The sequence below is a fragment of the Agromyces tropicus genome, from assembly GCF_039531345.1.
Classification (GTDB): Bacteria; Actinomycetota; Actinomycetes; order Actinomycetales; family Microbacteriaceae; genus Agromyces; species Agromyces tropicus.
Map to the genome: position 1 here is coordinate 912928 of NZ_BAAAPW010000001.1, position 21397 is coordinate 934324.

Sequence of the window (21397 nt, forward strand, 5' to 3'; positions counted from 1 at the left end):
CCCCCGATCGATCCGGTCCGCGATCATCGGGTGCGCGCCGCTGCCTGCGACGAAGCTGGGTGGACGAAGGAGGGACCGTGATCGCGACGCTCAATCAGGTGGTCGAGCACGTCGAGCGCCAGCTCACCGACGACGTCGACCTGGCCGGCCTGGCTGCCGGCCTCGGCACGACCGAGTACCACGTGCGCCGGATGTTCTCGTCGCTGGCGGGCATGCCGCTGTCGGAGTACGTCCGGCGCCGGCGCATGACCGTCGCCGCCGCGGACCTGCTCGGCGACGACGGGCTGCTCGACATCGCCGTGCGGTACGGATACGGATCCACGGAGGCGTTCGCCCGCGCGTTCCGCGCCGTGCACGGTGTCGGCCCCGGCGACGTCCGTCGCGACGGCGGTCCCCTTCGCTCGCAACCGCAGCTCAGGTTCCGCCTGACCGTCGAAGGGAACACCCCCATGGACACCCGTATCGCCGACCGCCCCGCGTTCCGCCTCATCGGGCACGCCGCCCGCGTCCCGCTCATCCACCACGGCGTCAATCCGCACATCCAGGCGCACATCGCGGGCCTGCCCGCGTCCGAGCACGATCGGCTGAAGGCGCTCAGCAGCACCGATCCGGCCGGCCTGCTCCAGGTGACCGCCGACGTCGACCCCGACGCCGCCGAGGGCAGCGAGCTCACCTACCTCCACGGCGTCGCGGTGACGGATGCCGCGGCACGACCCGACGACCTCGACGCGATCGACGTCCCGGCCGGCGCGTGGGCGGTGTTCCGGAGCACGGGCGACCACCCGGCCGCGCTGCAGGAGACCTGGGCCGCGACGGCCACCGACTGGTTCCCCTCCAACCCCTGGCGCCTGCGCCCCGGCCCTTCGATCGTCGCGGTCCTCGAGCGCTCCCCCGACTTCAGCACCGCCACGTGCGAGCTGTGGCTGCCCGTCGAGCGGGCGTGACGCGGCGGCGGCTCGGAACCCACGGTTCCGAGCCGCCGACCACGGATCCCGCCCCGTCGGGGCTCAGTCGGCGCAGAGGCCCCGGGCGGTGTCGTTCTTGCCCTGGCCGCCGATGGCCTTGACGACGTCCCCGACGTTGGTGAACCCGAGCGCGCCCTCGGTGTTGATGGTCTTGTGCACCTGGCCGAAGCAGGCGGCGGCGTTGGGCGCGGCGTGGGCCGGAGCGGCGACACCCAACGTGGCGAGCGCGGCGATGAATCCGGTGGCGAGAATGCGCTTCATGGAACTTCCCCTTCGATCGGCGGGTGCGTGTTCACCCGTTCACCCCTACTTCGGTCCGAAGGGCGCGATCGGATGCACGTCACCCGAATGTCGATCGGGAAACCGTGCGGCTCAGCGCCGCGCCTCGTACCTGGTCAGGAGCACGCCGCCGGGGAACGTCCGGGTCTCGGGTGATCCACCGAGGTCGGCACGGCGGTGAACCGCACGCGATATGATGATTTCATCATGCCATTCAGCAATGCGGAGCGTCCGCTCTACGAAGTGAAGGCGAACCTCTTCAAGGGGCTGGCGCATCCGTTCCGCATCAGGATCCTCGAGCTCCTCTCGGCCGCCGACGAGGTGAGCGTCGCCGCCCTCCAGCGCGAGACCGGCCTCGAGGCCTCGCACCTGTCGCAGCACCTGACGGTCCTGCGACGGCACCGACTGGTCACGTCCGAGCGGCGGGCCAGTCACGTGTACTACCGGCTCTCGAACCGCGGGGTCGCCGACCTGCTGGCGGTCGCTCGCGCGCTCCTGCTCGACCTGCTGGACGAGGACACGGGCCTGCTCGCGGATGCCGCAGCGCTCCCGGCGATTCCCGGGGGTTCGGGGTCGGCGCGGTGACGGAGGTCCCTGCGCGGTCGGCGGGTCGGCGGACCTGGGCGCACCTCCGCAACCTGCTCCCCTCGGTCGACGACTCCCGTGCCGTGCGACGGACCTGGCGACGCGACCTGCTCGCCGGCGTCACCGTGGGGATCGTCGCGCTCCCGCTCGCCCTCGGATTCGGCATCTCGTCGGGCGCCGGAGCGGAGGCGGGCCTGATCACGGCGATCGTCGCGGGGATCGTCGCCGCCGTGTTCGGCGGTTCGAACGTGCAGGTGTCCGGCCCGACCGGCGCCATGGTGGTCGTCCTCGCCCCGATCGTGGCGTCGCACGGCGTCGGGGCGGTCGCACTGGTCAGCGTGATGGCGGGAATCCTCGTCCTCGTTGCCGGGGCCGCCCGACTCGGACGGGCGGTGTCGTTCATTCCCTGGCCCGTGATCGAGGGCTTCACGCTGGGCATCGCGGTCATCATCTTCCTGCAGCAGGTGCCCGCACTCGCGAGCCCGGAGTTGCACGGTGCGTCGCACACGAACGTCGCCGTCCTGGCGTGGCAGTCGCTCCTCGGCGCGGATCCCGCGTACCTGGCCTGGTCGCTCGGCGCCGTCGCGATCGTCGCGGCGTGCATGCTGGCCCTGCCGCGCCTGCATCCGGGTGTTCCGGGGTCCCTCATCGGCATCCTCGTCGTGACGGTGCTGTCGCTCGTCCTCCCGTCGCCGCTGCGCGTGATCGGCGAGCTGCCGCAGACCCTCCCGGCGCCCGCCGTGCCCGAGTGGGATGCGGCGACCCTGGGCGCCCTCGCCCTGCCCGCCGTCACGGTCGCCGCGCTGGCCGCGATCGAGTCGCTGTTGTCCGCCCGCGTGGCGGCCTCGCTCGCCGACACCGGTCCCTACAACCCCGATCGCGAACTCGTCGGGCAGGGACTCGCATCGGTCGCTGCGGGACTGTTCGGCGGCATGCCGGCGACCGGCGCGATCGCCCGGACCGCCGTCAACGTCCGGGCGGGGGGCCGGACCCGGCTCGCCGCCGTCACGCACGCCGCCGTCCTCCTGGCCGTCGTGCTGCTCGTGGCCCGGCCGGTCGGGGCCATCCCCCTCGCCGCCCTGTCCGCGGTCCTGATGATCACCGCCGTCCGCATGGTGCACACCGCGACGGTGCGGTCGATCCTGCGCTCGACCCGGGCGGATGCCGCTGCCTTCGTGATCACGGCGATCGTCACGGTCTCGGTCGACCTGATCGTCGCCGTCGTCATCGGCATCGCGGTCGCCGGCGTCTTCGCGATCCGCAACCTGGCCCGCGCCACGGGCGTGCACCGAGAGCAGATCGCCGGCCCGCCGCAGCCTGGCGACGATCGGATCGCGATCGTGCGACTGGATGGACCGCTGTTCTTCGCCGCCGCCGATCGCGTCGCCGACGAGGTCGCCTCGCTCGCGGACGTCTCAGTGGTGATCCTGCGGATGTCGCAGATCGAACTCGTCGACGCGACCGGCGCCCGGATCCTGACCGAGATCGTCCAGCGACTCGAGCGCGACGGCGTCACCGTGCTCATCAAGGGCGTGCGCGAGGGCCATGAGGAGCTGTTCCGCACCGTCGGCGTCCTCGACGCGCTTCGCCACCACCGGCACCTGTTCGCCACGCTCCCCGATGCCGTCGCGCACGCCCGCAGCCACGTCGCTCGGGCGGCAGGCCGCGAGGAGTCGAACGGCTGATCCCGGACCTCCGCCGGCAGGCGAACCGAAGCGGACCCCCGTCGTGTCGACCTACCAGACGATCCCGCCGCCGACCGAGATGCCGCCCCACGTGAGCGCGATGAAGATGGCGGCGAACACGACGGGCGCGATGCCCGTGCCGCTGCGGTCCATCCCCCGACGGTATCGCTGGTCCGACGTGGCAGGCGATGCACCCGCCGCGATACGCGGCGACCTCGGGCTCAGCCGACGTTCGGCTCGTCGATCGATTCGGGACCGAGCACGGTGAGCGGACCCTCATCGTCCGTGGGCGGCTCGAAGTGGTCGAAGTACGCCTCGGCGACGCCCTCTGGAAGCGCGAAGTCGTCACCGTGGTCGAGCCGGCGGGCTCGCACCCGCGCCAGCGCGGTCTCCTTCGGGGTCGCCAGGTAGATCGTCTCCGGCTCGACTCCCAGCGGCCTGAGCAGCGCGCGGTACTCCCCGCGCGCACGGCGCGACCAGAACGAGAAGTCGAGGACGACATCAGTGCCGGAACCGACGAGTTCGAGCAGTCGGGCGCGGAGCCCGGACTCGATCTCGGCATGAACCTCGCTCGAGAGTGGCATCGAGCGGATGCCACGAGCCCACGCCACCTCGTCGAACGAGAGTCGGACCATCCCGTTGCGTTCGAGCCGCCGGGCAACGGTGGACTTGCCGGCCCCCGCCGGCCCGCACATGAAGATCACTCGCGGCGAGATCGTGCTCATCCGCCAGATCCAGTGCGCCTCGACATCCCGCGATCGTACTCGGTGCGCTCCGCGGCGTGCCGGGCCACCGCACGACACGGCTCGACCCTGGGAGGCGACCACGCGGGACCGCGGGGCGTTGGGACGATCGAGCGGGCATCAGGGACGGAAGTGGGATCCGGACCGAGTGCGACGGAACGGCGCGCGGAGTACGCTGCTGCCGAGCGGGAGTCGTTCTGAAGTGAGGTGCGACATGAACCCGAAGCCATTCAGATGCCGGTTGGGTGTCCACAAGTGGGTGGTTCACCGGGAGCCCGACGCCGATCCGTTCTTGGAGTGCGTGCGCTGCTCGAAGCAGGATTACCTGAAGCCGCTGCTCTTCGCGAACAATCCCATGTAGTGCACGCCGCGAGGCGCGGTACGACGCCCACATCCGGCGGGGCATGCCCCGCCGAGCGGTCAGCCCCGGCCGCGCATTCCTCTGCGCCGCCTCGATCGGGGCCCCTGCCCGGCTTCGTGTTCGCGCGCGAGGTCCGCGGGAGGATGATCGCATGACCCGGGAACCGCGGTACTCGACCGAACCGGCGGATCGGGACGCCTACACGCGCCGGAACGATCGGTTGTACACCCGGTTCGCGGGCGTGTACGACGCGGCGGTCAAGGCGTCTCCGGTGTGGCGACGCTGGCTGAGCAACGTGCTGCCCGAGATCCGGGGTCCACGGGTGCTCGAGGTCTCATTCGGCACCGGCTGGCTGCTGACCCGCTACGCGGGACGGTTCCGCACCGACGGGATCGACCTCAATCCGGCGCTCATCGCGGTGGCACGGCGCAACCTCGCGAGGGCGGGTGTCTGGGCGGAGCTGCGTCAGGGGCCGGTCGAGGCGCTGCCCTACCCGGATGCGACCTTCGACACCGTCGTCAACACGATGGCGTTCACCGGCTACCCGGATGCGTCCGCCGCCGCATCCGAGCTCGCGCGGGTGCTCAAGCCGGGCGGTCGGCTCGTGCTGGTCGACATCGGATACCCGAGGGACCGCAATCGGTGGGGCACGTTCCTCGTCGACCGGGTCTGGAAGCCGTTCGGCGATCTCGTACGGGACATGCCTGCCGTGCTCTCCGCAGCGAGCTTCCAGGTCGAGGAGCGGGAGATCGGCGGATGGGGCAGCGTGCACCTCTTCATCGCGTCGAAGCAGGTGGGCGACACGCGGTCTCCGTGATGCCCATCATCCGGAACGGACGGCAGGCACCGGCCCGGGAGGCGCCGGCCGCACCCCAGGGCGACGAGGCCGTCGGCTACGCGGAGGTTCGCAGGGGCTCGAGGGCGGCGAGGATGAGGTCGAGGCCGAAGGTGAACTCGTCCGCCGGGTCGAATCCGGCCGTGACGAGCGCCGCGGCGGACTCGTTGAGGTAGGGGAACTGCTCAGGGGGAAGCTGGGGCAGGTAGACGTCCGTGGCGGCGTCCGCGAACTCGTCGGCGGTGTCGAACGGCAGGCTGGCTTCCTGCAGGGCGAAGCCGTAGACGTAGCTGTCGAGGAGCCAGTTGGCGTGCGTCGCCATCGAGACCGTGAAGCCGGCCGTTCGCAGGCAGGCGAGGACCGCTTCGTGGTGCCGGAGGTTCGCGGGTCCCGGTGAGGTCCGCGACTCCATCAGGCCGATCGCCCACGGATGACGTGCGAGCACCTGTCGAGCGGATGCCGACCGGCGTCGCATCTCCGGCTGCCAGTCGGACCCTTCACGCGGGAGCTCGATCTCGTCGAACACGACGTCGATCATGGCGTCGAGCAGCTCCTCCTTGCTCGCCACGTAGTGGTAGAGCGACATCGCCCCCGCGCCGAGCGTGCGAGCGAGCTGACGCATGCTCATGCCCTCGGCCCCCTCGCGGTCGGCGAGCCGGATCGCCTCGACCACCACCCGCTCCTTGCTCAGGCCCGCGTCGGACGCGACCTGGCGTTGTTCCCTCGCAGACACGGCTCTCCTCGCTCGAACGGCTTGACAATCGTACAGCGTACGGTCATAGTACAGCGTACGACGTACGGTGTACGAGCCGGCGGGAGCCGCGGCTCGGAGGTGAGGAGGCCGCCATGGGAATCGAACAGCGATCGGATGCCGGAGCGCGCCTGGTGCCGGAGGCGGAGCGGGCCGGGGCGGCGACGATGCGGGCCGCGATCCAGTACCGCTACGGCCCGCCCTCAGTGCTCGAGATGGCGGAGCTCAGGCGACCGTCACCCGGCCGAGGCGAGGTGCTCGTCCGGGTGCGTGCGGCCTCGCTGCATCCCGGCGACTCCTACATCATGACCGGCGAGCCGTACGTGGTGCGCCTGGCGTTCGGACTCCGTCGGCCGCGCCACGGGATCCCCGGCAGGGATCTCGCGGGCGTGGTTGCAGCGGTCGGGACGGAGGTCACCGCGCTCCGACCCGGTGACGAGGTGTTCGGCTGGAGCACCGCCGGAACGCTCGCGGAGTACGCCTGCGTCCCGGCGCGCAATCTCGTGTCCACGCCCGCCGGCCTGTCGGTCGTCGCCGCGGCCGCTGTGCCCACCTCGGCCACGACCGCGTTGCAGGCGTTGCGCGACATCGCGAACGTCCGACCGGGCCAGTCGGTGCTGGTCACGGGCGCCTCCGGCGGCGTCGGCTCGTTCGCCGTGCAGATCGCCAAGGCGTTCGGCGCCGAGGTGACGGCCGTGTGCAGCGCCCGCAACGTCGACCTGGTCCGATCGCTCGGTGCCGACCACGTCGTCGACTACACGAGGACCGACTTCACCCGCACCGGGAAGCGGTACGACGTCATCCTCGACAACGTGGAAGCCCAGCCGTTGGCGGCGGTCCGCCGAGCGCTGATGCCGACCGGCACCCTCATCCCGAACAGCGGTCACGGCGGTCGATGGCTCGGCCCGATCGGACGGGTCGTCGACGCGCGCCTGCGGTCCGGGTTCACCCGCCAGCGACTGAAGCCCTTCACGTCCTTCGGGAAGCGTCAGGACCTGCTCGCGCTGGCCGAACTGCTGACAGCGGGGAAGGTCACGCCCGTCATCGACCGCACCTACGCCCTCGACGACGCGGCAGACGCGCTCCGCCACGTCGGTGCCGGCCACACCCGGGGGAAGGTCGTGATCGCCATCTGACGACCGGACCGAGCAGACCGACCCAACCCGTGCGTTCGCACGCCCAGACCTGCCGCCGCTCCGGCGGACGGACCGCTCCTCTCGAAAGAAGAACCGATGACCATCCGAACGAACACCCCGAACCCGCTCGACACCCCGCCCATCCCCGTGCAGGCCAAGCTCGCCGCCGCATGGACCAGCTTCATGTTCCTCTACATCTACGTCGACTACCTCCACCTCTACCGGCCCGGCACCGTCGACGACATCCTGGCCGGCGTCGTCTTCGCCTTCGACGTCAGCCCGGCCTTGCTGACCGCGTTCCTGGCGCTGATCGCGATCCCGTCCCTGATGGTGATGCTCTCGATGACGCTCCCCGCCCGGGTGAACCGCGCTGCGAACCTCGTGGTGGCATCGCTGTACCTCCCCGTCACGGCATTCAATGCGGTCGGCGAGACCTGGGACTGGGCCTCCTTCTACGCCCTCTCCATCGGACTCGAGCTGCTGCTCCTGGCCTTCGTCCTGCGGTCCGCATGGACGTGGCCGCGAACCCCCGCCGTCGCGGCCGATCCCGCGACGACCGAGCAGGGCGCGACAGCGTGAGGCATGATCTCTCCCCCCACGCGCCGGCGAGCTGGGAGCGCGTCGTCCCAACGCACGGGCCTTGCGCCCAGCCCGTCGTTGTAGACGATGCGTTTCGCTGATCGTGCCTCCGCGACGTCAGTCGATCAGCCAGTGAAATGCCCTCGCGACGAAGTCCTTGGCGTGTTCGGTGATGATCGGGCCGTGCGCGAGGACGACGGCGTCGAAGGGCCAATCGAGCATCCGGAGCACCGATTCTCGCGCCGTCGTCCGCGGCCGGAACGTGAGGCGGATGTCGCGCGAAACGCCGCCGTCAGGAGCCATGACTCCGCCGAGGCGGAACACCGCGTTGCTGATCGGATGCCCGGGGAGCGGGTGGTGAACCTGGATCACGTCCTCGAGGAGAAGGGTGCGACTCGGCGCATGGAGGAACGCGGATTCCTGCAGCACCGGGCCGCCGAGCACGACGTGGTCGAGCTCGGGCGTCCACGATCCCGGGACTGCGGGGCCCAGTACCCCCGCGAGCGGGAGGTCGCCGCGCTTCAGCGTGAAGGGAGTGATCGGACTCGACCAGAGCTCGGCATCTGGGAACAGCAGGTGCCACCGGGCGAGCCGCCACAGGTGCCGTGGAGTCGGGCTGACGAGATAGCGCACGGGTCCGAGCGACGTCACTTCCGTCAGCGTCTCGTAGGGCACCGGAACGGGAGACGAGACCCATACCGAGCCGTCACGGAGCCGGACCACCGACATCCGCGTCGTGAACGGCATGCCCATGTCGCGCGTCGCAGGTCCGTCGACGACGAACAGGCCCTCGCCGAGCGGCGTCAGCATGCCCATGCGGCGAGCCTACGCCGGGTGGCAGAGAGATCGTCGGCCAGTCGAGAGGTATTCCTGCCGGCGGGAGTCCGGCTGTTCCCGGAAGGCACGCCCGCGGCGTCCCGGCGCCGAGCGGCCTGGAGTGGGCTCCCATGCAGTCGAACACCTGAGACGGTCGACGTCGCCCTCGACCGCTCGCCGGGTCACTGCGACTTGCGCCCGAACGCCGGTCGGGAGCTACGACACCTGGGTCCAGTGGCGAACCATGTCGTCCCGCTCGACGAGGAAGCGATCGTCCTCGGGGTAGTACACGGCCGCCTCGATGTCGGCGCCCGCGAAGCCTCTGATCGCCTCGAGACTCTGCCAGCGCGACACGGTCACGATCTCGGTCGTGCCATCACCCAAATCGCGTGTCAGCATCCACGCGTCGAGGTTCCCGGGCGTCTCGCGATACTCCTTCATACCGGTGCGTTCGATGTAGGCGACGTACTCGTCGGTATCCTCGCTGCGAACACTGCCCCGCCACATCCGGACGATGGCCAGTTGCGATGCCATGCCGCCATTCTGCGCCGAAGACGGATCACCCGCACGCGGACATCCCGACGCTGTCGCAAGCGATTCCGCCAACCCCACCCGACTGCCCGGCCAGGTCACCGCTGGTCGGCGCGATCGAACGTCGGAGGCTGGGAACCGATCATCGCGTCGATGGGCACGACCGAGCAGACCCGCGAGGTGCGGGCGGCGCTCGGTCCTGTCCGGCGACTGGGTGACGACCAGCGGAAGCCGGTGCCTGAGGGGCTCAGGGATCCATCGACCCAAGAAGGGCCGGTGTATTCCACAGCGCGGCGGGAGTACGCCTCGGTCACGCCGATCATCGCGTCGAGCCCAGCGACCACCCGGGCGAACGCAGTCGCAGCATCGGTCAGTTGTTCGGCGAGTCGAACCGTCTGCCGGCCTCATCGGTCTCCAAGGCCGCGAAGACGTAGAGGGCGTACCCGCCGAACGGGATGAGGGAGAGCAGGCACCACCATCCTGAGCGGTTCGTGTCATGGAGCCTGCGGACGGTGACCGCGATCGACGGGAGGAGCAGCGGGAGCGTGATCGCCACGAGCCCGACGAGCGTGACCAGGGTCGACGCCACGGCTGCGTTGAGCATGAGAGCGGCTGGGTCGGTCTGGTCTGCGCCCACGATGACGAATGCCATCACAACGATCACGACGACCGTGAGGACGAGTCCGGCGATCGTGCCCACGATGTATTGGAACAGCATCGCCCACCAGAACTCGCTTCGGCTCGCACGTCCGGTGAACACGGCGTACTTGCGGAAGAACCTGCGCACCGATGCGCCGAACGAGGCGCCGTAGAACGGAAGGTCGAGCGTGGCGGGTTCAGTGGCGGGAACGTCGTAGACGGTGTGCATCGGACTCCAGGCGATCAGGATCCATTCGGACGGGCCGCGGCAGCGAGGTGCCGTGCAGATCGGCATCCGAAGTCTATCTACGGCGCACCCCGTGCAATCATCGCCATCGCAGTCCGCACCCGTGAGGTTGGGGGCCAGTGAGCGGTACGGCAAGCCGGTCGTGAATTGAGGTCACGCCTGCGAGATTCGTCGCCGTGGGTAGATCACGTCACCGACGCATCGTCTCCTGGATCAACTCCACCAGCGTTGCGCTGAATCGTGCGATAGACCGTCGCTCGCGACACCCTGAAGATCTCGCTGAGCTCGGCTGACGTGTGAGTGCCGTCCCGATAGACCTGCATGAGCAGTTCCTGCTGCGCCGTAGAGAGTTTCGGTGCGCGCCCGCCGCGCGGATCCGAACCGGCGAAGCGGCGTCCTGCTGTCGTGATGCAGGAGGACTGGCTGCTCGCCACGCAGATCGCCACCGTCTTGGTCGTGCCGTTGACATCGAACGTCGCGCTGGAAGCGTTCCCCGGCAACGTGCTCGTACCCGTCGACGCGTCCGGCCTCGAGAAGGACTCGGTGGCGGTCGTGTCGCAAGTCGGTCCGGTCAGCCGGGAGTTCCTCGACGCGTTCCCGGTCGGGCACCTCCCGAGCTACGTTCAGACGAAGATCGCCGACGGCATTCGCCTCGTCATGGGCATCTGAGCCGCGACCACACTGTGGATTCGCTTACGATCCCTCACTGCTCAGGGAAGTCACCCACGTGGGCCCGGACGAGATGCTGATTGTCGGAGGTTGATCAGCCCAACCCGAGGGCTGAGATCCGTCTCATAGGAACTGAGCCGATGACCTAATCGTTCGGCCTGCTCTCGAGTCGCGCCTGCGACTGCCGCTGCGCTCGCACTGCTGTGAGCGCGCTGATCGCGGCGAGTCCGAACGCAACGTACGCAACCCACTGCCGACTTCCACCCCACGCGAGAATGGCGAAACCCGCGAGCGTGACGAAAACGGGCGTCGCCCACAGGATTACGACGAACAGTCTGTGCGCAGCACGTGGCTCGAGAGATCTTTGCGGCATGAGCCAAGTATCTGGCAAGCATGCACGTGATCGGATCCGTATTCGGGCATTGCGCGGTGATGATCCTGTGTGAGCGGTGGGTCAGGGCTCGGTATTCGTCCTAGAGTCGCGACATGCGGATCGTCGTTTCCGGGACCCACGCGAGCGGGAAGAGCACACTCGTTTCCGACTTCGCCGCTCGCCATCCGGAGTTCGTCGTGCTCCCAGACCCGTTCGAGCTCGTCGACGAGGCATGGGACTTCCCGAGCGCCGAATTGTTCGCGACCCAACTGCGCCTCTCGGCTGCCCGGCTTCATCCGGACGAGACCGCGGGACATCTCCTCTCTGAGCGTGGCCCGATCGACTTCCTCGCCTACCTGCTGGCGCTGGACGAATTCAACAGTGCACCCGGTTCACGCGAGCTCTTCGCGCGGTCGATCGAGATCACACAGGGCGCGATGCGACATGTCGACCTCCTCGTCGTGTTGCCCCTCGATAGGGACGCTGAGATCTTCGTTCCCCGGGACGAGCACCTTCCGCTGCGCGAATTGATGAACGACGTCCTGCTGGACCTCGTCGACGACGACCAGATCGTCGGTGCGAACACGAACGTCGTCGAGATCGTCGGCAATCGGAACCAGAGAGTCGCAGCGCTCGAGGAACTCATCACGCCTGCGCACTTTCGCTTCTGAGGAGAGCGATCCCTCAGGGCAACTCCTGATCGCGCGGCGCGTCGCGGACCTTATTTCATTTCCTCGTGACGTCAACCAAGTTCCCGGGGCGAGTCCTTCGCTTGGGATGACGAAGACCGCGACCTCGTCTGCATCGGGCCGGTCGTTGACGAGGGGGTCGAACTTGACATCAGGCAACGGGCGCACGAGGTCCGATGCGAGCTGATCTGACAAACCGGCATTCGACCCCCGCACCGTCAGCACGTCGCCAGCATCCGGTTCGATGTAGCCTCCTGCATCCACACGTACCCGTCGTCACGGCCCGGGCTTCGGCTCTCGAACAGTCGCACGCGATCGATCTCCATCGCCTGGATTATCCCGATGAGGAGGTGATCTCCGTCCCAGCCGAGGCTGTACGGACCACCCTGAGCTTCGAGGACGCACCCCGACAGCGACGACACGACGCCGATGCCCGCCGGGACGCCAGCGGCGAGCCGGATACCCCTGCCAGCCATCGCGCTAGGCAAGATGACCGATGGCCTTCAGGACGTCGCCAAGCAACACGAGCTCCCACCGAACGCCCTGATCAGTCCGGTGGAGGTTCTCCCACGACTCGGTGAGCTGACCGATCGTGAGTTCCGGTGCCTCACTCAGCACGTCGTACAGCCCAGGGAACGGCACCGAGTAGAAGTAGTCCTCCGGCAGGATCACCGCGTCGCCACGCGTCGATTCGAGATCATCGAGGGGGTCGAGTCACGGTTTCGCGGAGCTCGGAGAGATCGATCCGCAAGCCATTCCATGTGTCCACGACCCGAAGGTACTTCGACTCCTACCGACGGCCCGTAGCCGGTCGCTACAGCGTCGCGTCCGGCTACCGCTGAAAGCGTTGTCGGTTCCCGCGGAGTGAGACCGTCCGCTGATCAGTCGCTGGCCGATGATTTCGGCGCGAGTGCGGACAGCATGCTCGTCAGCGAACCGATCTCAACGGTACGCGGATCCGCAGTGAAGTCGTGTTCGGTGTAGAGGTCGTAATAGGCGTGCATCAATGTGCTCTCGATCACCTCGTCGATCCGAGAGTGCCGCACCGCCTCCTGGAGGCTGACTTGCGCGACGTCTGCCTCGAGGTCGTTGGCGGCGATGTCGACGAAACCGACCGAGAGAATCTCGCGGGAGTCGTCGACGGAGACGGCGTTGAACACCCGAGCCGGGACGCCGAAGCCTTTGTCGGCCTCCCACGCGCTGATGAAGTCGTCGAAGGTCGCGCCGTCGCGCAGGCGGCGACGAAAGATCGCGATGATCACGGCCCCGAGAGTACCGCGGACGTTGATCCGCGCACCATTCCCGGTCCGTCGGCGACGCACGGGCGATCGCTCAGCGCGACGTGGAGGCCACCGATGATGTCGAGTGCCGGAAGTGGTCAGAGGTCGAGGAAGTCGCCCAGCCACATCCGCACTGCTGCGAGGCAGTCGGTCGATACCTGACCCGAGACCTTCGTGAGCCGGTCACGTGAGAGGGTCCGCGGTTGTTCGGTCATGATCCACGACGGCCGATCGAGACCGCTGTGCCCGTCGACCCGGACGTGGTTGGGCCATCCGCGATAAGTGGTTGTGATCGGTAGCACGATCGCGAGGGTCGTGACCGCGTCCAGGTATCCGGCCGAGGCGATGATCAGCACGGAACGGTGTCCACCCTGCTCCCGACCACGAACCGGCTCGAGCGATGCCCAGGCGATCACGCCGGGGGCGAGTTCCGCCTCGGTCACGACTGGGCGTCAGCCAGCTCGGTGCGCTCCCAGTCCGCCGACTCCCGAGCGTGCGAGTCAGCCTGCGTGGCCGTCGACGCGGAGACCGCCGCCTTCAAGGTGCTCAGCCGCCACCTGCGGTCCTCCGCGTCCGCGAGGTGCGCGAGGTGCGCGCCGAGCGTCAGCCCGTCGCGTGCCGCCTGCTCCTTGAGCCGGTCCCGGAGCTCATCGCTCACCTTGATCGTTGTGGTCATACTCCGAGTATACCGGCGGGGCCGGCACGCAGCCGATCGTCTATTCGCTCGACCCTACGGTCGACGCGTCCGTCCGGGATGGCGCCGAACCGTCCGCGCCGGGATGAGCCGGAGGTCGTCGCGTTGGCATCGCCTCGACGTGGGTGGCTGCCGGGGGATGAGGAGAAGCGGCGCCGACCGTAGTCTGAGCAGGTCGCACTGCGTGCACGAGGGGAGCCTCAGGGATGAAACCGCTTCGGTACTCGATCAACGTCACGCTCGACGGCTGCGTCCATCACGAGGCGGGAGTCGCCCCAGATGAGGAGTCGATGCGGTTCTGGACCGCCGAGATGGAACGAGCTGATGCCATGCTCTTCGGCCGGACGACCTACGAGATGATGGAGTCGGCCTGGCGGCGGCCGGCCAGGGGCAAGTGGCCCGACTGGATGCGGGAGTGGGAGATCCCGTTCGCCGAGGCCATCGACCGCACGAAGAAGTACGTCGTGTCGAGCACGCTGAGTGCGGTCGACTGGAATGCCGAGCTGGTGGGAGGCGATCTCGAGACCACGGTCCGGCGACTCAAGGAGGAACCGGGCGAGGGCCTGTCCGTGGGTGGCGTGACGCTCCCGCGAGCGTTGGCGGACCTGGGGCTGATCGACGAGTACGTGTTCGTCGTCCAGCCGGTCCTCGTGGGACGCGGGCCGACGCTGCTCGCCGGGCTCGGCGAGCGCATTCCACTCGAGCTCGTGGATCGCCGCGAGTTCCGGTCGGGAGTAGTCGTACAACGCTACCGGGTCAGTCGCCCGGCGGGCGGCGCAGGCGCTTGACGTCGGTTCGCCGCCTCTTGGCCTCGAGGCGCCCGCGGGCGCGATCGTCATCGCGCCGGCCGCAGTCCTGGGTGCGGTCGCACTGCTGATCGTGCAGGCACCCGCCTGGTGGGCAAGCTCCGACCTCGCAGCGTGAAGGCGGTTCCGAACGTGAGACGACGCGTGGACCTCGGTTAGATCGACGCAACAGCGATCCCTCAGGGCGATATCGACGCTGTTGCCGCAGCCATTTACGTATGACGCTATTGTCATGGGCAAGCGCGAGACGATCAACGGTGTACCCGTCACCGAGGAGCGGATATCTGAGTGGGTCGGTGAGGCCGAGGTCGGCTACGACGTCGAGACGCTGAAGAAGCGCGGTCGTGGCCGCCCTGGGCGTGGTGCGGAGCCGTCACAGGTCGTCGCGCTTCGGTTGACCAGCGACGAACTCGCTGCACTCGATGCGCGCGCCGCACGCGAGCACAAAACGCGATCGGAGCTCATCCGAGACGCGCTGGCCGCGTACGCCGTGTGAACGTCCACGACTCAGCACTCAAGCCGGGCATCAGTTCCGAGGACGCGATTCAGGCAGTGTCCTGGCCGACCTGGATCGAGTACCTGGATGACGATTCGCCCGCCCCGACAGCTGCATTTCGGATTCGACACGCGTGGTCGATTGCTCGACACGGTCGTGCTGGTCTTCGACAGCGGGAACGAACTGGTGATTCACGCGATGAAGGCTCGACCCCAGATGCTTGACCTCCTCCCGTTGACGGTGCACGCACGATCCCTCACTGAGGCATTACTTCGAGGGGAGCATCTAGCGCTCGAGCAAGTTCAGGGAGCAGATTTCTTGCGGTTGCATTCGTCATGGCGGTCGCGGGGAAGAAGCGGTCGCGGCCGGCGACTGCGACCCCGATGATCTTCACGTTCCGGGCCGTGATGTCGGTGTCCGCCCATCGGTTGATGTACCCGGAGTAGTGCTCGACGAGGAGCTCTTCGACCTCGCGGCTGTCGAACCGATATGTGCGCCACCAACTCACGATGATCAAGGTCCCTGCGTCGACCTTCACCCGGAGCATCAAAGCGCGCGATGCGAGCAGGACGCCCGGAATCAGAACGATGAGTGATGCGGGTCGTGTGATCAGATCGACTAGTTCGGCACCGATGTTGATGAGACCGATGGATGCGGCGAGTACCCAGGCAACGCCGACGCCGAGCCCAACAGCGCGCGCGACGCGTCCGACGGCCCGCGGGACGATCCACCTCATCAACCATTGCTCCAAAGTTCGGGGGTATCGGCGCTGACGAGCCGTGCACAGCCCAGAGCCTAAGCGGAGGCGGCCGGGTTTGCTGCCACTCGCGGTCACCCCCGATCCCTCACTGACGCAAGAGGTGCCGTCAGCTCCGGACTGTTGCGCGTGCGGCTGCGTCCTGTCACGCGGCTGCAAGGATGATGGTCGTGCTTGAACGATTCCTGCGCACCTTCTCGGCCGAAGAAGCGGTGGCGCCAACCTCGCACCTCACGCCGGCCGCGCTACAGCGTGGTCTCGGTGGAGTGGTGTTCGGCGGCGGCCTGTTGCGCGTACATACCGCCGAATCTGCACGCGAGGCGGACAAATACCTCGCCGCCGGCTTTCCCGAGTTCTCCGGGAGGATCCACACATTCGCCTTCGACTGGCTCGGGCGCCAGTTCTCCCTCGACCCAACCCGAGGAGACTACGACGATCCAGGCATCCTCATGTTCGAACCCGGCACCGCGGAGGCGCTCGAGATACCGACGACGTTCTCGCGATTCTTCGACGAGGAACTGGTCGACGAGCCGGACGCCGCCCTGGCGCTCCAGTTCTACCGTGACTGGTTGGACTCGGGCGGACCAGCGCCCGGGTTCGCCAAGTGCGTCGGCTACCGCACGCCGCTGTTCCTCGGTGGCACCGACGACGTGGCGAACCTCGAGGTCCTCGATATCGGCGTCTATCTGGGCCTCACCGCCGAACTCCGGCAACGCACGCGCGGACTCCCGGTCGGCGATCGCATCAAGGGCCTGACGATCAGCTGAGTCTGCTGGCGTCCACACCATTTGCCGGTCCGTCCCGAGACACACTCGCGATCCCTCAGCGGGCGAGTACATCGATTCCACGGGGCGAGGCCTGCCGCGCGGCTCGCCTATCCGAGGCTCTCGAAGGTGTCCTCGCCGGGGCGCCAGACCATCCACGATCCGTCGTGAAAGCCCATGATCTCCGCAATCTCGACGTAGACCTCATTCGCGTTCGGCTTGATAAGCAGGGAACCTGTGTCGAGAACAACACGAAGCCCGGTACCTGTTGCTTCCGTCGTGGACAGCACGACTCCGGGTGTCAGTCGGCGCAGAGCGTCGGCGTAGCCCAAGTCGGACTCGCGCCACGACCGCGCGTCCACCTCGACAACCGGCCACACGTAGCTGTTCAGGGTGACGGGACTTCCCGCACCTGGCGCGCCGTCGAAGCGAAACTGGACATAGTCGTTGAGGACAAACTCGACCGAATACATCCGGTCGCCGACGAGGCGCGAAAGCAGCTCGTTTGGAACATACGTCTCTGATGGCAACTTAGCCAGTCCCTTCTCGACGTGCTCATCATGCCCGATCGGGCTCGGCGCGGCTCAAACGAAGCGGCTTCGGATCGGAGTCGTGCGACCAGGGCGCCGCAACCCGCTTGCGCCCGATAGCCGGTCCGCCGGCGACGCCGCAGCGAACGGAACGACTCAGACCAGCTGTCAGCAGACTCGGGACCCGTGATTCGCAGTTGACCCGCCCGCAATCGGAGTCTCGGATCGGGGCCCTATCTGCAACGGCGGCGTGCGGACCCCGACCGACCGCACTCCAAAATCCCCCGCGGTTTCTTGTACGGCCACCTCGCGCGGCCGCTCCCCCGCGATTCGTAGCGTGAACGCACGGGCATCGCGCCCGTCCACGTCGAACACCAGGGAGCCGAATGTCCTCCGCACCGACCCCCGTCGCCGCCCCCGAGCGGCGCCGCGTCCGCACTTCCGCGCGCGACCTCGCGCAGATCGCCGTCTTCGCCGCGCTCATCGCCGCGCTCGGCCTGCCCGGCGCCCTCTACTTCGGCAACGGCGCCGTCCCGATCACGTTCCAGACGCTCGGCGTCATGCTCGCCGGCGCGATCCTCGGCGCCCGCAAGGGCGCGCTCTCGGTGCTGCTGCTGCTCGTGCTCGTCGCCGCGGGCCTGCCGCTGCTCGCGGGCGGTCGCGGCGGCCTCGGCGTGTTCGTGGGGCCGTCGGTCGGCTACCTCATCGGGTGGGTGCTCGGCGCCCTCGTGATCGGCTGGTTCACCGCCCGTCTGCTCCCGCGCTACCGCGTGCTGCCCGCCCTCGGCGCCACGGCGCTCGGCGGCATCGTCGTGATCTACCTCGTCGGCGTGCCCGTGTCCGCCGCGATCACCGGGCTTCCGCTCGGTGCCGTCCTGGTCGGCTCGGCGGCCTTCCTGCCCGGCGACCTGGCCAAGGTCGTCGTCACCGTGCTCGTGGCCAAGGGTGTGCACCGCGCCTGGCCCGGCCTCATCGAGCCGAAGCCCTGGCCGTGGCGGCGCGAGGCGGTGACCGACGCGGAATGACCGACTGGCTCGGCGGCACCGGCGACCGCATCGCGCTCTCGTTCGGCGGACGGACCGTCCGCTACGACGAGCTCGCGCGCGCGGTCGGCGACGCCGAGCTCCCCGCGGGCGACGGCCCGATCGGATGCCGCGCTGACGGCCATCCCACGACGGTGCTCGTGACCGTGCTGGCCGCGCTCGAGCGGGGTCGGCCGGTGCTCGTCGGCGGCGACCGGCACGACGTCGAGCGGCTCGCCGCGGACCCGCCGCCGGGAACCGAGCTCGCGCTCGCGTCCTCCGGCTCGACGACCGTCGACGGCCGCCCGCGGATCATCGCCCGCACCTCGGCGTCCTGGCTGGCGTCCGCGCCGGCCCTCGCCGAGCTCGCCGGCCTCGGCGCCGACGACCGCATCGCGATCACGGGTCCGCTGGCGGCGTCGATGCACCTCTACGGCGCACTGCACGCGCTGTCGATCGGCGCGTCCGTGACCGACGACCTCGCGACGGCGACGGCGGTGCATGCGACGCCGACGCGGCTCGCGCGCCTGCTCGACGCCGGCACGCTCGCGGCGGGGACGACCGCCGTCGTGGCGGGCGCCGCGCTGCCGGAGCGGGTCCGTGCTGCGGCCGACGCCCGCGGCATCCGCCTCGTCGAGTACTACGGCGCCGCCGAGCTGTCGTTCGTACTGGCAGGCGGTCGTGTCGGCTCCGCCACGGGACTGACCGCGTTCCCGGGTGTCGAGATCGATCTGCGCCCGGTCGACGCCGGGCTGGAGCTCTGGGCGCGCTCGCCCTACCTCGCCCTCGACGTGGTCGGCGGTCGTCTCCGGCGCGACGCCGACGGGTTCGCGACCGTCGGCGACCTCGCCGAGCGCACCGGCGACGGCCTCCTGCGGGTGCTCGGCCGAGGCGAGGCCGCGATCACCACGGCCGGGGCGACGGTGCTCGCGGAGGACGTCGAGGCGCACCTCGTCGCGCTGCCGGGCGTGCGGGACGCCGCCGTCGTGGGCGAGCCGCACGACCTGCTCGGCGAGCGCGTCGTCGCGCTCGTGGAGCTCGAGCCCGGCGTCGCGCTCCGCGCCGTCGCCGACGCCGCACGGGCGAGCCTCAGCCCCGTCGAACTCCCCCGCCGCTGGTTCGCGGGCACGCTGCCGCGCACCGCCTCGGGCAAGCCGGCGCGCGGGGTGCTGCGCGACGAGATCGTCACCGGACGGCGCGGCACGGGGCATCCGCTGCCCTTCGATTCGGCCACCGCATCGGCCGTGGCCGCCACGCCCGGCCCGACCGCGAGCGCCGATCCGCGCCCGCGGCCCACCGACGCCCCACGACCGGACGGAGCCCGACCGTGACCGACCGAGACCGCACTCCCGTCCTCGTCGCCGCCCGGCGCACCGCGATCGGCACCGCCAGCCGCGGTCTCGCGCACGCCACCGCCGACGCCCTCGCCGCCCCCGTGCTCGCCGCCGTCGCCGCCGAGGTCGCGCCCGCCGGCATCCCGATCGACGACGTCGTGCTCGGCAACTGCATGGGCCCCGGCGGCGACCTCGCGCGCGTGAGCGCGCTGCGCGCAGGACTCGGCGCCCACGTGCCCGGCGTCACCGTCGACCGGCAGTGCGGGTCCGGGCTCGACGCCGTCGTGCAGGCGGCGTCGCGGGTGCGTGCCGGCGACGCCGCGCTCGTGCTCGCGGGCGGTGCCGAGTCGGCGTCGACCGCTCCGCACCGCAGCTGGCCCGACACCGGCGCGCGCTACGACCGCGCGCCGTTCACCCCGGCCGGCCTGCCCGACCCCGACATGGGACCGGCGGCCGAGCACCTCGCGCGCGTGCGCGGCATCACGCGCGCCAGGCAGGACGAGTGGGCCGCGCGTTCGCACGCCCTCGCGGCCGCGGCGCGCGACGCCGGTCGGTTCGACGCCGAGATCGTCGCGGTCGACGGCATCGCGCGCGACGACCGCCCGCGTGCGGCGATGGACGTCGCCATGCTCGCGCGGTTCGCGCCGGCGTTCCCACTGGACGCGTCGATGAGCACGGATGCCGCGGGCAGCGTCACCGCCGGGAACTCGTGCGGGTTCTCCGACGGCGCCGCCGCGATGGCCGTCACGACGACGGAGCTCGCCGCCGCGGCCGGGCTTCCGGCGCTGCGCGTGCGCGCGGCCTCGGTCGCGGCGGGAGACCCGGCCCTTCCCGGCCTCGGGGCCGCGTGGGCGGGCCGGCGTGCGCTCGAGCGTGCCGGCATGACGACTCGCGACCTCGGCTTCGTCGAGATCACCGAGGCGTTCGCCGCACAGCTGCTCGCCGTCACCGACGAGCTGGCGCTCGACGAGGAGACCGTGTCGGGCGACGGCGGCGCCATCGCGCTCGGGCATCCGTGGGGCGCCTCGGGCGCCGTGCTGCTCGTCCGCCTGGCGGCGCGCATGGCCGCCGCCGACGACGCGCGCGCCGGGCTGGCCGCGTGCTCGATCGGCGGCGGCCAGGGCGTCGCGATGATCGTGGAGCGCGTCGCATGAGCGTCATCCGCTTCGACGGGGTCGGCCACCGGTTCGGCGACGAGCTCGTCGTCGACGGCGTCGACCTCGAACTCACGGAGCAGCGCATCGGCATCGTCGGAGCGAACGGCTCCGGCAAGTCGACGCTCGCCCGCATGGTGAACGGCCTCGTCACCCCGACCACCGGCACCGTGACGTTCGACGGCCTCGACGTGTCGCGCCACGGACGCGAGGTGCGCCGCCGCGTCGGGTTCGTCTTCACGAACGCCGACACGCAGATCGTGATGCCGACGGTCCGCGAGGACGTGGCCTTCACGCTCCGCCGGCACCGGTTGGATGCCGCGACCGCCGCCGCACGCGTCGACGCCGTGCTCGACCGGTTCGGCCTCGCCGAACTCGCCGACCGACCCGCGCATCGCCTCTCGGGCGGGCAGAAGCAGCTGCTCGCGCTCGCGTCGGTGCTCGTCGGGCGGCCCGACCTCGTGATCGCCGACGAGCCCACGACCCTGCTCGACGCGCGCAACGCGCGCCTGATCGCCGAGCATTTCGCGAGCCTGGACGAGCAGGTCATCGTCGTCAGCCACCAGCTCGAACTGCTCGAGTCGTTCGACCGCGTCATCGTCATGGAGGCGGGCCGCGTCGTCGCCGACGACGTGCCGGCGGTCGCCCTCGACGCGTACCGGGCCCTGATCGGGTGA

At 69.7% G+C, this 21397-nt stretch carries 26 protein-coding genes and 1 pseudogene; 15 read left to right on the forward strand and 12 right to left on the reverse strand.

Going from position 1 to position 21397, the window contains the following annotated elements; all coding sequences use genetic code 11:
- Positions 1 to 77: 77 nt before the first annotated feature.
- Positions 78 to 944 (forward strand): AraC family transcriptional regulator, encoded by an 867-nt coding sequence (locus ABD230_RS04115; protein WP_344369653.1) that lies wholly within the window; start codon positions 78 to 80, stop codon positions 942 to 944.
- 63 nt (positions 945 to 1007) lie between these two features.
- Here ABD230_RS04115 and ABD230_RS04120 read toward each other — a convergent pair whose 3' ends face one another.
- Positions 1008 to 1226 (reverse strand): hypothetical protein, encoded by a 219-nt coding sequence (locus tag ABD230_RS04120; RefSeq protein WP_344369655.1) that lies wholly within the window; start codon positions 1224 to 1226, stop codon positions 1008 to 1010.
- A 225-nt stretch (positions 1227 to 1451) separates the two neighbouring features.
- On the opposite strand from ABD230_RS04120, the gene ABD230_RS04125 reads away from it, so the two are divergent.
- The gene (locus ABD230_RS04125) at positions 1452 to 1829 is read left to right on the forward strand and encodes an ArsR/SmtB family transcription factor (RefSeq protein ID WP_344369658.1); all 378 of its coding nucleotides are present in this window, start codon (positions 1452 to 1454) and stop codon (positions 1827 to 1829) included.
- A complete protein-coding gene (locus tag ABD230_RS04130) occupies positions 1826 to 3514 on the forward strand; it encodes a SulP family inorganic anion transporter (RefSeq protein WP_344369661.1) in 1689 nt (562 codons plus the stop codon). Before ABD230_RS04125 ends, ABD230_RS04130 begins: the two co-directional genes overlap by 4 nt.
- Before the next feature lie 221 nt (positions 3515 to 3735).
- Here ABD230_RS04130 and ABD230_RS04135 read toward each other — a convergent pair whose 3' ends face one another.
- Complete coding sequence (locus ABD230_RS04135) at positions 3736 to 4239, reverse strand: P-loop nucleotide/nucleoside kinase family protein (RefSeq protein WP_344369662.1); 504 nt, start codon at positions 4237 to 4239, stop codon at positions 3736 to 3738.
- Positions 4240 to 4769: 530 nt separating this feature from the next.
- Between ABD230_RS04135 and ABD230_RS04140 the strand changes: the two genes are divergently transcribed.
- Complete coding sequence (locus tag ABD230_RS04140; protein WP_344369664.1) at positions 4770 to 5435, forward strand: class I SAM-dependent methyltransferase; 666 nt, start codon at positions 4770 to 4772, stop codon at positions 5433 to 5435.
- A gap of 76 nt (positions 5436 to 5511) precedes the next feature.
- Here ABD230_RS04140 and ABD230_RS04145 read toward each other — a convergent pair whose 3' ends face one another.
- The gene (locus ABD230_RS04145) at positions 5512 to 6186 is read right to left on the reverse strand and encodes a TetR/AcrR family transcriptional regulator (RefSeq protein WP_344369665.1); all 675 of its coding nucleotides are present in this window, start codon (positions 6184 to 6186) and stop codon (positions 5512 to 5514) included.
- Between the two features lie 113 nt (positions 6187 to 6299).
- Between ABD230_RS04145 and ABD230_RS04150 the strand changes: the two genes are divergently transcribed.
- Positions 6300 to 7340, forward strand: coding sequence for an NAD(P)-dependent alcohol dehydrogenase (locus ABD230_RS04150; RefSeq protein ID WP_344369666.1), 1041 nt, complete (start codon positions 6300 to 6302; stop codon positions 7338 to 7340).
- Between the two features lie 96 nt (positions 7341 to 7436).
- On the forward strand, positions 7437 to 7919 hold the full coding sequence (locus ABD230_RS04155; protein ID WP_344369667.1) for a DUF6326 family protein: 483 nt from the start codon (positions 7437 to 7439) through the stop codon (positions 7917 to 7919).
- Positions 7920 to 8036: 117 nt separating this feature from the next.
- On the opposite strand, the gene ABD230_RS04160 is transcribed toward ABD230_RS04155, so the two are convergent.
- From ABD230_RS04160 to ABD230_RS04175, 4 genes are all read right to left on the reverse strand, one after another.
- Positions 8037 to 8735: a DUF4336 domain-containing protein gene (locus tag ABD230_RS04160; RefSeq protein WP_344369668.1), complete on the reverse strand. Its 699-nt coding sequence runs from the start codon at positions 8733 to 8735 to the stop codon at positions 8037 to 8039.
- A 216-nt stretch (positions 8736 to 8951) separates the two neighbouring features.
- Entirely contained in the window at positions 8952 to 9269 is a 318-nt protein-coding gene (locus tag ABD230_RS04165; RefSeq protein WP_344369669.1) for a hypothetical protein, read from the reverse strand.
- Positions 9270 to 9636: 367 nt separating this feature from the next.
- Positions 9637 to 10134: a DUF805 domain-containing protein gene (locus tag ABD230_RS04170; RefSeq protein WP_344369670.1), complete on the reverse strand. Its 498-nt coding sequence runs from the start codon at positions 10132 to 10134 to the stop codon at positions 9637 to 9639.
- 203 nt (positions 10135 to 10337) lie between these two features.
- Positions 10338 to 10475 (reverse strand): helix-turn-helix domain-containing protein, encoded by a 138-nt coding sequence (locus ABD230_RS04175; protein WP_344369671.1) that lies wholly within the window; start codon positions 10473 to 10475, stop codon positions 10338 to 10340.
- On the opposite strand from ABD230_RS04175, the gene ABD230_RS04180 reads away from it, so the two are divergent.
- Together ABD230_RS04180 and ABD230_RS04185 are read left to right on the forward strand one after the other, a co-directional pair.
- Positions 10474 to 10821 carry a type II toxin-antitoxin system PemK/MazF family toxin gene (locus tag ABD230_RS04180; RefSeq protein ID WP_344369673.1) on the forward strand — a complete coding sequence of 116 codons (348 nt, stop codon included), beginning with the start codon at positions 10474 to 10476 and terminating at the stop codon, positions 10819 to 10821. The genes ABD230_RS04175 and ABD230_RS04180 overlap by 2 nt on opposite strands.
- Before the next feature lie 486 nt (positions 10822 to 11307).
- On the forward strand, positions 11308 to 11865 hold the full coding sequence (locus tag ABD230_RS04185; protein ID WP_344369675.1) for an AAA family ATPase: 558 nt from the start codon (positions 11308 to 11310) through the stop codon (positions 11863 to 11865).
- 899 nt (positions 11866 to 12764) lie between these two features.
- Here the strand turns inward: ABD230_RS04185 and ABD230_RS04190 are convergent.
- The 3 genes and pseudogenes from ABD230_RS04190 to ABD230_RS04200 form a co-directional block, all read right to left on the reverse strand.
- Complete coding sequence (locus ABD230_RS04190) at positions 12765 to 13145, reverse strand: hypothetical protein (RefSeq protein ID WP_344369677.1); 381 nt, start codon at positions 13143 to 13145, stop codon at positions 12765 to 12767.
- A gap of 116 nt (positions 13146 to 13261) precedes the next feature.
- Positions 13262 to 13606 (reverse strand): type II toxin-antitoxin system PemK/MazF family toxin, encoded by a 345-nt coding sequence (locus tag ABD230_RS04195; protein WP_344369679.1) that lies wholly within the window; start codon positions 13604 to 13606, stop codon positions 13262 to 13264.
- Positions 13603 to 13866: pseudogene (locus tag ABD230_RS04200) on the reverse strand (ribbon-helix-helix protein); the annotation flags it as partial. The pseudogene ABD230_RS04200 and the gene ABD230_RS04195, both read right to left, overlap by 4 nt.
- Positions 13867 to 14063: 197 nt before the next feature.
- Between ABD230_RS04200 and ABD230_RS04205 the strand changes: the two are divergent.
- Complete coding sequence (locus ABD230_RS04205; RefSeq protein WP_344369682.1) at positions 14064 to 14645, forward strand: dihydrofolate reductase family protein; 582 nt, start codon at positions 14064 to 14066, stop codon at positions 14643 to 14645.
- Positions 14646 to 14895: 250 nt separating this feature from the next.
- Positions 14896 to 15159: a ribbon-helix-helix protein, CopG family gene (locus tag ABD230_RS04210; RefSeq protein ID WP_344369683.1), complete on the forward strand. Its 264-nt coding sequence runs from the start codon at positions 14896 to 14898 to the stop codon at positions 15157 to 15159.
- Between the two features lie 256 nt (positions 15160 to 15415).
- Here ABD230_RS04210 and ABD230_RS04215 read toward each other — a convergent pair whose 3' ends face one another.
- Entirely contained in the window at positions 15416 to 15895 is a 480-nt protein-coding gene (locus ABD230_RS04215; protein WP_344369684.1) for a hypothetical protein, read from the reverse strand.
- 191 nt (positions 15896 to 16086) lie between these two features.
- Between ABD230_RS04215 and ABD230_RS04220 the strand changes: the two genes are divergently transcribed.
- Entirely contained in the window at positions 16087 to 16683 is a 597-nt protein-coding gene (locus tag ABD230_RS04220) for a hypothetical protein (protein WP_344369685.1), read from the forward strand.
- Between the two features lie 107 nt (positions 16684 to 16790).
- Here ABD230_RS04220 and ABD230_RS04225 read toward each other — a convergent pair whose 3' ends face one another.
- On the reverse strand, positions 16791 to 17210 hold the full coding sequence (locus tag ABD230_RS04225) for a hypothetical protein (protein WP_344369686.1): 420 nt from the start codon (positions 17208 to 17210) through the stop codon (positions 16791 to 16793).
- 386 nt (positions 17211 to 17596) lie between these two features.
- Between ABD230_RS04225 and ABD230_RS04230 the strand changes: the two genes are divergently transcribed.
- Genes ABD230_RS04230 through ABD230_RS04245 form a run of 4 tightly spaced genes read left to right on the forward strand, consistent with a single transcriptional unit; the run spans position 17597 to position 21397 of the window.
- A complete protein-coding gene (locus tag ABD230_RS04230; RefSeq protein ID WP_344369689.1) occupies positions 17597 to 18235 on the forward strand; it encodes a biotin transporter BioY in 639 nt (212 codons plus the stop codon).
- The gene (locus ABD230_RS04235; protein WP_344369691.1) at positions 18232 to 19563 is read left to right on the forward strand and encodes a class I adenylate-forming enzyme family protein; all 1332 of its coding nucleotides are present in this window, start codon (positions 18232 to 18234) and stop codon (positions 19561 to 19563) included. The genes ABD230_RS04230 and ABD230_RS04235 overlap by 4 nt, the downstream gene beginning before the upstream one ends.
- The gene (locus ABD230_RS04240) at positions 19560 to 20720 is read left to right on the forward strand and encodes a thiolase family protein (protein ID WP_344369694.1); all 1161 of its coding nucleotides are present in this window, start codon (positions 19560 to 19562) and stop codon (positions 20718 to 20720) included. The genes ABD230_RS04235 and ABD230_RS04240 overlap by 4 nt, the downstream gene beginning before the upstream one ends.
- Complete coding sequence (locus ABD230_RS04245; RefSeq protein WP_344369696.1) at positions 20717 to 21397, forward strand: energy-coupling factor ABC transporter ATP-binding protein; 681 nt, start codon at positions 20717 to 20719, stop codon at positions 21395 to 21397. The genes ABD230_RS04240 and ABD230_RS04245 overlap by 4 nt, the downstream gene beginning before the upstream one ends.